The following is an 11907-nucleotide window of genomic DNA, read 5'->3' as shown; positions in this document are numbered from 1 at the left end:
AAAACCTTGCTTTTTCCAGAAATTTTTACTGGGTTATGCGGACTCCTTCGTTTATAAAAACTTTTAAAAGGTCCTGCCTGTCAATAATTCCACTTATTTTTTTACCGTTGATGACGGTTATCCTCCCTATATCATAGTGTAAAATCATCCCCACGGCCTTTTCCACGGAATCATCTTCATTCAGGGTATAAGCCGGAGTTGACATGATCTTCTCAATCTTGGAGCTTTCATTTACCCTGGGACCATGGGAGTCTTCGGCCCCGATCCTTATAGTACCTGATTTCAGGATATCTCTTCGCGTTATCATCCCCATAAGTTCTCCCTTTTCGGAAACCACAGGGATGCCGGTACAGTCCGATTCGAGCATGTAAGTCCAGACTGTTGCGACCCTGTCGTCTGGGTGGCAGGTCTCTACTTTTTGGTTCATGATTTCATCTACGGTCTTCGGAGCGTTTCCGGGAAGCTTCATATTTTTTAATAGGTCTACATTGCTCAGCACTCCAATAACTGTCTGGTCCGTTGTGGACATGACCACGGGAGCCCTGTTTATTTTTGCTTCCAGCATCAGTTTTGCGGATTTTTCCAATTCCATATCCGGGGTAATCGTCGGGCATTCCCGCGCGTAGCCCCGGACCGTGACATTGGAACGGGTGGCTGTAACCCTCATGATATCCTGATCGCTCAACATCCCCACCAGCCGGTTGGCTTCGTCGGTGACAACCACTCCACGCAGGTAATGGTCGCGCATCAACTGGCGGGCGTGGGTGACAAAATCCCCTTCTTTCACACACACAGGCCCTTCTGACATAATTTCGTTGACTCTCATCTGTTCACAATCCTTCAGGCAGATCAATCCGGGCTTGAAGCAGCAAGTCCCTTATTATTGATCCCTTTTCCATGTTGTCTGGTTTACAGATTTGTGTACTTCGACGGTTTCAACCAGGCAGTTTACGAGATCATATTCCAATTCATATTCCAGTAGATGCCGCCTTGCTGAATATCTATTAAATAATATTTCAACAGGTGCAGCCAGTGTTGCCACTCTCGGACACCTGTTTTAAAAATTGAAAATTTGTTATATTAATCGTAGTAACCCTCGGAATCCCTGCAGCTCTGGCATAAAAGCCGGCCTTCTAGCGTTTCCAGATCTTCGGAATAGTAACCACAGAGTTCACAGATCCCGCTGTTGAAATCCTTACTGATTTCCTCGTTTGAAACGAGCAGGGTTTCCCGGTTCATTTCTATCAGGTCTTTCAAGATGGTGCTCAGGCCGGGGGTTACCACGAGGATGTCCGTATTGGATACAATCCCCACAATGTCCCCATTTTCCATGACGGGAAGTCTCTTTATATCGGACTTCAGCATCAGCTTGGAGGCTTCTATTATATTTGTGCCGGGCTTTACGGTTACGAGAGGAGAGGAAAGGATTTTGCTTGCATGTACCCGACCTGGTTTTTTGTCTTTGGTGATGATATCGCGCACAAGGTCTCTTTCTGTTATTATGCCCATAGCTTTTCCATCACTGGTAATAATCACGCTTCCAACATCCTGCTTGACCATTTCCCTGGCGATGACTGGAATTTCCGCGTTAATATCCATCGTGATTACTGTTTCGTTCATTATTTCCGAAACCGACATTTCTGTCTCCATTTCTTTTATCTGGATGTCAGTTTCCATTTCCTTACCAGGGTCAACCGCCACTGACTCTCAAACCCCCTGTTCCCATCTTGTCATAAATGCTTTTTGAAGCGCAAGGCTGAAAGAGGTTTTTTGCCCAACTTCTCCAATTTAGACCAGAGCCTCTTGTTTCAGAGGTCCCGTTTAAATGTTTTTGAATTTTCCCCAAATTAATGTAAAATAAAACCGAGTTTGCCTGCCCCTCAACACGTTTTTATTTTTAATCTTTAGAAATACCTGAGTGGCTCGCGATCGGGTTTTCTTAATATCAAGATATACGGTTCAATGGTACATAATTATAACGGCATTTCTTTTCTTTGTATTTTATAACTAGGAATTAAGGGTAAATCTTTTCGAACCCCTTTATTTCGACTGGAAATTATCTGAATTATTTTATATTTTTCATCTGTTATTGAAGGGGTGTTTTTATCCCTAAATTCTATTTTTAAAAGTGATTTTGCAGAAACGGTTCTATACAATTAGTAAAAAATCAATAAGTATTGCCTGAACCCCTCGATTTCCACTGGAAACTACATTATTTATTATTACATTTAGAATGAAGGTAAAAACAAGGAAAAAAAAGGGAAATAAAAGGAAATATACTCATACAGGTTTGGTTTTCAGAATTATGTTGGGGTGTTGCCTTGTATTTTGATGCAAAAATTCAGAATTGTATTTTTGTTGGTGGAAGCATTTGGTGTGTGCATTCAAACCACGGAAAGTCACGGAAAAGCACGGAAAAAAATGCAGGAAGACGCCATTTAAGGTTGCTCTGGTTTTTTGTCCACAGTCGATTTTGAATCGATTATTTAAAGTCCCGGCATACTCACCGGCCATCAGGCCGGTTTCCGTGTGTTCCGTGGTTGAAAGCTCTTTTGCCATTGATTTTGAATGGAGAACTTACATTTCGACCCACCCTTGATTTTTCCACTTAATATTGATCCAATAACCATACTTTCTGGTTAATCCAGTAGTTCAACTTATCAAAATAGTTATATTTTCGTCCTTCATTAACCAAATTGTCAGCAAAAAACGTATAGCTACCGCTACAAGTTTACTTAGGTTTAACCTTTTATCCCTTTTGATTTAATAAGATCATCCAGGTTCAAGATTCAATCCCAATAGCCGTAGCAACTTTTGCAAGTGATCGACTTTACCGTTTTTTGCAAAAACTATATGTTTCCCACCCATAGTGATAACATTATGAAAGGAAAGTAACCTCAATAATTTTTCAGCGGTAGGATTTTTCAGGATATTCCTGCCAAAATCGATACGAAGAGGGTCTTTTTCGGTTTTCAAATTATTTCTTGCAATAATCCTCATAAGTACCCTTACTAACAAGGAAACATGCAGCAGCATCAGCAATGCTTCAATACGCTCTGGTTTTTTCAGAAATATACTGTAAAACATAGAAGGTTTTTTCAATTCTTCAAAATTAGTCTCAACGACATATTGACCTTTATATAACTGAAAGATTTTTTTATCATTTTTTGTTTTGGGTAGAACATTTGTAATCAGTACTACCGTTTCCAATGATCGCTTGCGTTTTTCCACTTTTTCTTTGTTTTGTTCAAGGCTTTTGAGTTTTACATGGAATTTACTGATGATTTCAAATATTTCTTGACTCTTTGATGGCCTTCCCCTTGGTCTTTTTATAATTGTTTCTTCCTGGATTTCGAATTTGATATTGAATAATGAGTTTTTATATTTTTTAATGAACTCATCAATTTCTTTCTGTGCATCTGGTTCACAGGAATAAGGGTCTTTAAAATTCTTCTTTATATCTGCTTCAATTATTTCCCTTTGTTTTTTAATCTCATAAACTATCTTTTCATTGTCACCGATGTCCCTATAAACAATCACACGACACTCTTTTTCATGAGCAATTTTATTAAAACTCTGTGCTTCATACTCCATTGCTCTTTTTGATTCTTCATCTTCACAGCAGGCCCCTATGTATTTCCATTTATTCTGAGAATAAGCTTCATTTATTGTCTTTTCTGCAAGTCTTGCACTGAATTTTTCTGGACACCTGGAAATAAAAGTGATTGGATTTGTTTTATCATAAAGAATTTTAAAATTGTTTTTACTGATCAGCTTACAATCTGCTATGAATATTGATTCATCACACATTTTACCAAAGAATTTTCTAAAATTGCGTATTGCATTTGGGATCCAAACAATGTCAGCAGTATTTCCATCAAGTGCTTCTGTATAAAGAGGAAATCCTGAAGAATCTGTGATCATACCACTCATTATTTGTTTTTTATCAGAACGATGAGCTTTGCTATGGCCGTAAGTGACTTTCAGGCCTTCATAATTTTCCTGTTCACATGCCTTATAATCCCCATAGCAAACGTGGGAAGTAGTATCCGCATGAAATACATTATCAAAAGGAATTTTGAATTTTACAAAAGTTTGCAATACAATCATGCTGAAAAGGCTAGAACACCCTGCTTCGTGAATTCGATCCAACAGCAAGCCTAAACAATCATCATTGAAGTAAAAATTGGGATATTCCTTACCAAAAACGAGTTTAGAATCCATGAATTCAACAATTTCTTCGACACTGCACAAAGGATATCGTTTATCTGTTCGAAAAAAAGGAGTTAACACTATACTCAATGCAAGTGTTCCTGGAGAAATTCTCCACTGATCTTGATCCCATCGAATATTGTCATTGATAATGGATTCAAAATTCATTTTATCCAAATAATTTTTGGAGGCCATAACTGTAAATGGGGTCGTTTTTGTCTGTGGAAATTCATTTGCATTCAAGTGTTTTGAAATGTTATTACAGTTGTAGTCCACTTCCATAGAAGATATCGCTTGTATTTTATTAAGAAGTGGAAGTGATTTATTCATCATGTGAATATATATCAATCACGTTTTATAAAAATCGTTTCTTATTTAATAAATTGTTATGAAGGGGAGCTCAAAATACTTATTTAAAAAAGAAATTATGTTTTATTGAAGGGTGGGGTCGAAATACGAGGAGAACTTCAAACGACGCAGGTATATTGATACAAGTTTGATTTTCAGAATTATATTGGGGTATTGCCTTGCATTTTGATGCAAAAATTCAGAATTTTAAAACTGAGTGAGTATAAAAAGAAAAACAGGAAAATAAGGGGAAATTAGAGAATAAGTACTCTGCTCCTGTTTCCCACACTCAGTTCTATTTCTTCGTTAAGGCCGTATTTGGAGTAGGCGTCTATGATCTGGATTTCGGAATCAATGTCCAGTTCCTCTATCACATAGGCTTGTTCTCCCCAGAGAGTCACGCGGATTTTTCCTGTCCCGTCTTCTATTTCAAGGTTAGCAACCACGTTTCCTGTCCCGTCTTCCTTTTCGAATTCCCTGAGTTCTCCCAGGTCTGATACTTTTCCCCGGACGGAGTAGCTTTCTCCGGGGATGATGCTGGAAATGGGGGTAAACTGTTCCTTATACTCGACGGCCTTCTCACTTTTTCGGATCATCCCGCGGGCCCCGAGGTTCAATTCGACCTGCTGGTTGTAGTTGTTTTCCCGGGCGTAGGCGTGTATGACCTCGATGGTTTCGTCAAAATCGGTCTCTGCCAGAAAATCGCTTTTCTCGTCCCAGAGGGTTACTCTGATCTTCCCGGTCTCGTCTCCTACCAGGAGGTTTCCGACCCTGCCCGGGCTCCCGTCTTTCTTTTCAAAGGTACGGACCTCTGAAATATCGAGCACTCGCCCTGAGATATTGGCATTATCCAGGCTGGCCGTGATATCCGCAATTGGGGTAAAGGTCTCTTTGTACTCGATTTCACTTTCGCTTTTTTTTATCATTCCCTGGTTTCCTATCTGAAGCTCCACCTTCTGGCTGAAAGCGTTTTCCCGGGAGTAGCCGTTTATGACCTCAACCGTGTCTCCATAATCCGATTCGTTCAGGAAATCGGTTTTCTCGTCCCAGAGGGTTACCCTGATATTGCCTGTTTCATCTCCGAGGAGCAGGTTTCCGACCTTTCCTTCGGTCCCGTCTTTTCGCTGGAACGTCCGGACGTCTGAGAGTTCAAGGACCTTCCCCTTAATGTTCAGGTCTCCCATACCATCTTTTATATCAGCTATCTTCTGGCTTTCCGTTGTAAGCTCAACTTCTTCCAGGCTTTCGGTCAGGACTCCGTTGTTTCCTATATGGACCTCGATCCCGGAATAGCCCTGTTTGACAAACCCACTGACCTGGATATTCTGCCCGGGCTGGGCTCTCCCCTCCTTTATGTGGTCAGCCATGTTGTCCCAGAGGGTCAGGCGGATTTTCCCGGTCTCGTCTCCCACAATAAGGTTTCCGACCCTTCCTGTGGTCCCATCATTTCGGGTAAATTCTCTTATATCGAAAACGGTGACGACTTTTGCAACAAAGCTGACGTTTCCGCTCTCGGCCGTGATATCTTTGATTTTCAGGGGCTGCCGGTTTTCATAAGAGACTCCCAGCTCGCTTGCGACCATCATTGCGGCCATTGTTTCGTCACAGAGTCCTCCCATACTTTCCACCTTCTGCTGAAGGCGTTCCAGGAAATCCTCTTTGCTGATGATACTGCTCAGTTTTTCATAGATTGCGTCAATGTCTGTCATGATACTCCCTTCGAAATGTTGTAATATGAAATATCTAATACGAATTCTAATACGAATTCTAATACGAATAACGAATATTTTAAGCGCGGAAAAGTACTATCGGTTTTTCCGTGCGGTATGTATGAAGAGATGGATAAATCAGTGAGGCTTAATTAAGCGATAAATGTTTAATAAGTGGGTCAATTTTCAAAAGTCTGCATGGATGATTTAAGATAGTCAATTATTGTATCATCAATCTTATTTTTAATAAGTTATTTACCCTTACAATTGAATTAAATTACAATTGAAGCTATTTTCAGTTAATATGAAGGCCGTAATACTAAAGATTACCGGAGGAGGAAGACCCGGGTCCGGTCTGATATCGGATAGAAGATATAATAATTATCATGTTCATGTTTTTCTGAATGTGGATCAACAATATACAGTTCCTTTCAAACATGGCGAATGTACTTTCCATGCTTTTTATCTCAGACAGCAGAAGACTCCTTCCTTCTAGTTTGTTAAAACTTTTCATAGCATATTTATAGTAAGCTTTCATATGTAGTGGATAACATGATTCGGAAATGCAAGGAGCACGGCTACTTTAGGGGTGGAGTCTGCCCGCAGTGCAAAAGTCCGGGCAGGTATGTGCTGGATGATTCCCGGGAGGAAAAACTCGGGCGTTTTGTTTCGGGCACCCTCAGGCATTTCCCCGATTCGGCCGGGGTGAAAATAGATCCCTGCGGCTGGGTGGATCTTAACGATTTCTGTGACCTTTTGATAAAAAGGTACAGGTGGCTTCGAAAGGAACACCTTTATGCTCTTGTGGAATCCGACGAAAAAGGGAGATACGAGCTGGACAGGTTAAGGATCAGGGCTCGCTACGGGCATTCCGTTAATGTAAACCTGGACTACGAGGAAAGCGACCTGCCATATGTTTACTACGGGGCAAGCCCCGAAGAGGTTGACATGCTGCTCGAAAACGGGATCAATCCGGTCAGGCAGCGTTACGTACACCTGAGCACATCTTTTGAAAAGGCAAATGAGGTGGCCTCAGTCCACACAGACAACCCGATCATCCTGAAAATCGATGCCATAGGTGTAAAGAAAGAAGGACTTCCCCTCATGCATGTAAACGACTATATCGTGCTCGCGGAAAAGGTCCCGCCTGAGTACCTTCTGCAACTCTGAACTTTTTTTTAAATTATTTATTTTTTCGAACTTAAAGGCTCTCATCCTTTTTTGGCTCAGGCAGCAGGAGCCCCCTTCCTCGACAGTTCCGGCTTTGGCGAAACTGGCAGGTGGGGGAGGAATGCGTTCAAACATTCACAGCCTGAATTAAAGTTGTACTGCTTGCTCTTAATCTAATGCAGTTTTTCTTAATATTGACACTTGTAGTTATCATGTTACCGAAAATATCACACAACGTGAAATATCCAGTTGATCTTTTGCCCCTGATAAAACCGGTCCCTTTTTCTGTTATTACAAGATCGAACTTCCTAAGGCCAAACACTTTTCCAGTAGGGATTTTTTTCTCTGATCGCTTACCCCTTGTTTGCTGGTAATCGCCTTCAGGGATGTGTTTTTTGTAGTAAACCGTATTATCCAACTTTACCGTTTGCCCATCCTCGCAGCAGATAGCAACAGCATCATTATAGTGGGTTTTTGGAAGTTTTAAAAACTGTTCTATCTTAAACTTGGTCTCAAAACCAAAATTTTCCTCAAACTCCCAATCTGACTTTTTAAGCTGGCTTTTGATAATACCCATGTGGGTTGCATGTTTGGTTTTTGAGCTCCTTTTCTTTAACTCAAACTCTCCTGCATGGAGGGCCTGGTGACAGGTTTTGCATAAAGTAATAAGGTTCTCTGGAGTATCGGGGCCTCCATTTGTCCTGAAAATTATGTGGTGACACTGCAAATGCTTATCCTTTGATTTACCTTTGCAGTGCTGGCATGTGTACCCGTCCCGATCCAGTACGAAAGCCCTGGCGTTGTAGGCATCCTTCAGTGGACCTTCCTGATACTCAATACCTGAAACTTCCGGATTCGTTATTTTGTGAATGTCAAAGGAAGCCGTTTCGACCTTCCATTTTGTAACCGGTAAGATGGATTCCACAAAGTTTTTTTCTCTGATATGGGACTCCAGCTTACTCCTGATTGAAGGGGCTAGCCTTCCTTCTTTCCTCGAAGCTGCTCTGTTATTGAACCTTGCAGGCCTGTACCTTGTTTTCCGACCTCTTCGGGTCCTCCGGTACATCCTCCGTTGATCCATCTTTTTAGAAACATCCTGTCTTAACTGAATTTCTGATTGGTACACTACCTTTCCGTTAGCAATAGCAGCACAGCCAACAACTTTCGAGCCTGAGTCTATGCCTGCTATCACGGGCTGAGTGTACCCACTACTTCCGAAAAGCAGTTTAATCGTAAATGGTGTAGTTCTCAAAACCTTTGCTTTACCTTTCCTCAAAAGTTTTCTGGCCTTTGAGGGTTTACAGGGCATTAGTGGTTTTCCGTTCTGGTTTTTAATGTAAACTAGTATAGAGTTTACCTCCATTTTTTGGAGTTATGCGTATTGGGGGCTATGGAGTCAACCCACCAAATCCGACTTCCTCTCGATCTGATACTGAAAGGTTTGTATGATGCAAGCACTGTCCTTACCTCTCAGGACTGTTTAACCAGCATCCTTAGAGCCTGAAACTGAGGCGGCATTCCAGGGTAACTATAATATTCTTTCGTATCGGCTGCCAGTATTACAAAGCTCCTTACTGGTGATCTGGTCAACCAGGGACTTGCCGAAACAAGCCCCTTCCTCAAAAACCTGAGCCGTTAGGCGAAGGTTTTAGGTGGGGGTAGTTGACTCCACTGAAACTTCAAAGCCACTTTCTGTTTTTTTGACTCTAAACTCCACGTCAAGGAACTGTTCCGTGACCCACATATTGGTCTTTGTGTGAAGAGAAAGTTCCCTCACCGTATAAGAGCTGTCCCCCGCAAGGGCCATGTAGGGGATGAGCTGGTCGGCCAGGTGGATGTCCACGGAGGCATCCGATGTGATTTCCGGGAGGATCTCCTCTGCAGCTTTTCTACCCACTTTCTCTGCCGGAAGTCCGGGTTTTCCGAGGGAGCTCCCCCCGAAAAAACCTGTCCAGAGGCTAATCCCGCTGCCCGTTGAAAAATAGTTTGAGCTTTCGCTTTTGATTTTCGAAGCAAAGCCTGCTTCCAGGAGCCGGGTCTTTGCAGCCTCAGCCTGCCTTTCGGCCACGTAAGTGGGCAGTTTTGAGGAATGGGATAATCCCTGGACGGTTTCTTCTTTTTTATTTTCGTCTTCCTTTTGGAAGTGAAAGCCCCGCAGTTTGCAGGGTTTGAAAGAAGCTTTTACCTCTCCTCCCCCTTTTGGGTAATAGCCGCGTTCGTGCAGTTCAAGCTTGCAGACGTAGCCCATTTTCCGGAGAGCTTTCAGGGTTACATGCTGCAGGTAATCGATGCTTGGAGACCAGGCCACGTCTGTGCCTCCCCTGACTCTAAGTTTCACCTCTTCTTTTGCAAAGGGCAGGGCAGGCATAAGGCCCTGGAGCAGGAGGGAAATGCTGCCTGCGGTCCCTATATCAATCCTATAGTCTTTGCCCTCGATTTCCACTGGAAAAAAGGAAAGTTCAGTGGAACCCAGAGCCAGGCCTGAGACCCGGGCGTTGCAAATCCTGGCTGCGGTTTCAAGGAACCTGAGGTGCTGGGCCTTCAGCCCTGGGTTGGGCCGGTTCTTCCTTATATTCTTAAGCTTCACCGCTTTCCCGGTGACGGCGGAAAGGGCCACAGCAGTCCTGACAACCTGTCCTCCCCCTTCCCCGTAGCTTCCGTCGATCTCTATCATCGTGCTTTCCTGATCTCTATCATCGTAATTTCTCGATCTCTATCATTGTGATTTTTCGATCTTTATCATCGTAATTTTTCGATCTCTATCATCGTAATTTTCCTTTCATCTTTTTAAACGCGGACCTTATGGCGTGGTAGAGCGGATCCATTAAAGATGATACGGGAGGAGCATAGCAGGTTTCCAGTTCCAGGAGTTCCCGGACCGTGCTCCTTTTTCTGATTGCAAGGGAAAGGGCATCGATTCTCTCTTTTACTCCCTCTCCTCCCACAACCTGTGCTCCTTCCAGGTATTCTCCCTGAAAGAGGAGTTTTATAAAAACTTTCTTTTTTCCCGGATAGTAGGAGGCCCGGGTGGACCCTATCGACTGTCCCGTAATAAGTTTTATCCTGTGTTTTTTTGCCTGCCTTTCGGTAAGTCCTACCCCCCCGAACTGCAGGTCTGCCGCAACGGCTACCCAGGGGTCAAGCACGGGTCCGAAGGTCAACACAGGCCCCTCTTTTCCGCAGATGTTGTCCGCAAGGACATCGGCCATCCGGCGCGCGGTGCTGCCTAATTGGCTTATCTTTGCTTCCCCGGTTATGAAATCCCTGATTTCCGCGCATTCCCCTCCCGCATACACATCGGGGAGAAAAATATTTCCGGCTCTCACCTGCATGTACTCGTTGACGACTATTCCCCCGGACTTTCCGATTTCGAGGCCCGCGTCCCTGGCAAGAGCGGTTTCGGGTTTTGCCCCGCTTGCCAGAAGCACAAGGTCCACGGGAAAACTCATTTCTTTGTTTTTCCCTATATACAGGGCCTTTTCCTTCCGGAAATCGGCCGGGAAAATTACGTTTTCTCCCGTTATTACCCCTATTCCCTGGGCTTCAAGCTGCTGCCTGACAATTTCGGCCATGTCGCTGTCAAGCTGCCAGGAAAGGATATTTTCACTTCTGCTTACAAGCAGGGTTTCGACCCCTCGCTTTGCTGCGGCAACGGCGCATTCCACTCCGATAGTCCCCCCGCCAATGACGCAAAGGGATTTGGCTTTTTCGAGGGCCTTTTCTATTCTCATCCCGTCTTCGAGGCTCCGGAGGGTGAATATTCCATAAGGGACCACGTTTTTGTCTCCGGTTTCCGGAATGAAAGGGGCACTTCCGGTTGTGATTATCAGCTTATCAAAGGGATACGTCCTGCCCCCGGCCCGGACGGTATTTGAAGCCAGGTCGATTTCCCGGACTTCCGTATTCAGGACCACCTCTATTCCCATTCGCCTGAAAAATTCGGGGGGTCTGACCACCAGTTTTTCAAAACTTTCTATTTCTCCCCCGAAGACAAAGGGAATACCGCAGTGACTGTAAGCGGTGTGGGAATCTCTTGAGATCACCGTTACTTCGAAGGAGCTGTGGCGCCGGATTCTGGTGGCTGCAGCCATTCCGGCGGCCCCTCCTCCTATAATAACTACTTTTTTTGAAGCGGAGTCCATACTTTTCACTATTGGGTTTCGGGCTTATTACAGTTGGGTGCAGGGGTAGGTGAATACCCGTGAGTTCACAGGCTGTCTGACAATTACTGTCAATAATATCCCTGTCCAACAATTATTGTCCGTAATATCTGAAATCCTTCTTTTTCGATTTAAAGGCTTTATATTCCTTTTTTTACCTGTTTTTGCTCTGATATTGAATTGTCGGACAGCTTTTTTAGGGTGGGGTGACCGCATGCAATTTGATTTGTTCTGTTTTCTCCCTTTCTCATCTGCTGTCTCCGGGCTTTTTGGATCCGGGATACGGCTGTTTTTTGAAAGTTGGGCTG

8 protein-coding genes are annotated in these 11907 nt (G+C 43.5%); 1 reads left to right on the top strand and 7 read right to left on the bottom strand.

Going from position 1 to position 11907, the window contains the following annotated elements:
* Positions 1–25: 25 nt before the first annotated feature.
* The 4 genes from ACZ5QV_RS06920 to ACZ5QV_RS06905 all read right to left on the bottom strand — a co-directional run bounded on the left by ACZ5QV_RS06920 (position 26) and on the right by ACZ5QV_RS06905 (position 6269).
* Positions 26–826 (bottom strand): CBS domain-containing protein, encoded by an 801-nt coding sequence (locus ACZ5QV_RS06920; RefSeq protein ID WP_464601821.1) that lies wholly within the window; start codon positions 824–826, stop codon positions 26–28.
* 254 nt (positions 827–1080) lie between these two features.
* Positions 1081–1701: a CBS domain-containing protein gene (locus ACZ5QV_RS06915; protein ID WP_464601820.1), complete on the bottom strand. Its 621-nt coding sequence runs from the start codon at positions 1699–1701 to the stop codon at positions 1081–1083.
* Positions 1702–2772: 1071 nt separating this feature from the next.
* The gene (locus tag ACZ5QV_RS06910; protein ID WP_464600267.1) at positions 2773–4545 is read right to left on the bottom strand and encodes an IS1634 family transposase; all 1773 of its coding nucleotides are present in this window, start codon (positions 4543–4545) and stop codon (positions 2773–2775) included.
* Positions 4546–4814: 269 nt separating this feature from the next.
* The gene (locus tag ACZ5QV_RS06905; protein WP_464601819.1) at positions 4815–6269 is read right to left on the bottom strand and encodes an OB-fold nucleic acid binding domain-containing protein; all 1455 of its coding nucleotides are present in this window, start codon (positions 6267–6269) and stop codon (positions 4815–4817) included.
* Positions 6270–6821: 552 nt separating this feature from the next.
* On the opposite strand from ACZ5QV_RS06905, the gene ACZ5QV_RS06900 reads away from it, so the two are divergent.
* Positions 6822–7439, top strand: coding sequence for an RNA 2'-phosphotransferase (locus ACZ5QV_RS06900; RefSeq protein ID WP_464601818.1), 618 nt, complete (start codon positions 6822–6824; stop codon positions 7437–7439).
* A 127-nt stretch (positions 7440–7566) separates the two neighbouring features.
* Here ACZ5QV_RS06900 and iscB read toward each other — a convergent pair whose 3' ends face one another.
* The 3 genes from iscB to ACZ5QV_RS06885 all read right to left on the bottom strand — a co-directional run bounded on the left by iscB (position 7567) and on the right by ACZ5QV_RS06885 (position 11581).
* Complete coding sequence (gene iscB / locus ACZ5QV_RS06895) at positions 7567–8802, bottom strand: RNA-guided endonuclease IscB (RefSeq protein WP_464601817.1); 1236 nt, start codon at positions 8800–8802, stop codon at positions 7567–7569.
* 285 nt (positions 8803–9087) lie between these two features.
* A complete protein-coding gene (rtcA, locus tag ACZ5QV_RS06890; protein WP_464601816.1) occupies positions 9088–10113 on the bottom strand; it encodes an RNA 3'-terminal phosphate cyclase in 1026 nt (341 codons plus the stop codon).
* An 88-nt stretch (positions 10114–10201) separates the two neighbouring features.
* On the bottom strand, positions 10202–11581 hold the full coding sequence (locus tag ACZ5QV_RS06885) for an FAD-dependent oxidoreductase (protein WP_464601815.1): 1380 nt from the start codon (positions 11579–11581) through the stop codon (positions 10202–10204).
* Positions 11582–11907: the final 326 nt, after the last annotated feature.

This window comes from Methanosarcina baltica (assembly GCF_055394095.1).
The sequence above is the reverse complement of the archived record's forward strand: the minus strand, read 5'-3'. Positions and strand labels throughout refer to the sequence as shown.

Coding starts and splice junctions, on each gene's coding strand:
- ACZ5QV_RS06920 (WP_464601821.1), bottom strand. CDS start 826: ATGAGAGTCAACGAAATTATGTCAGAAGGGCCTGTGTGTGTGAAAGAA.
- ACZ5QV_RS06910 (WP_464600267.1), bottom strand. CDS start 4,545: ATGATGAATAAATCACTTCCACTTCTTAATAAAATACAAGCGATATCT.
- ACZ5QV_RS06905 (WP_464601819.1), bottom strand. CDS start 6,269: ATGACAGACATTGACGCAATCTATGAAAAACTGAGCAGTATCATCAGC.
- ACZ5QV_RS06900 (WP_464601818.1), top strand. CDS start 6,822: ATGATTCGGAAATGCAAGGAGCACGGCTACTTTAGGGGTGGAGTCTGC.
- iscB (WP_464601817.1), bottom strand. CDS start 8,802: ATGGAGGTAAACTCTATACTAGTTTACATTAAAAACCAGAACGGAAAA.
- rtcA (WP_464601816.1), bottom strand. CDS start 10,113: ATGATAGAGATCGACGGAAGCTACGGGGAAGGGGGAGGACAGGTTGTC.
- ACZ5QV_RS06885 (WP_464601815.1), bottom strand. CDS start 11,581: ATGGACTCCGCTTCAAAAAAAGTAGTTATTATAGGAGGAGGGGCCGCC.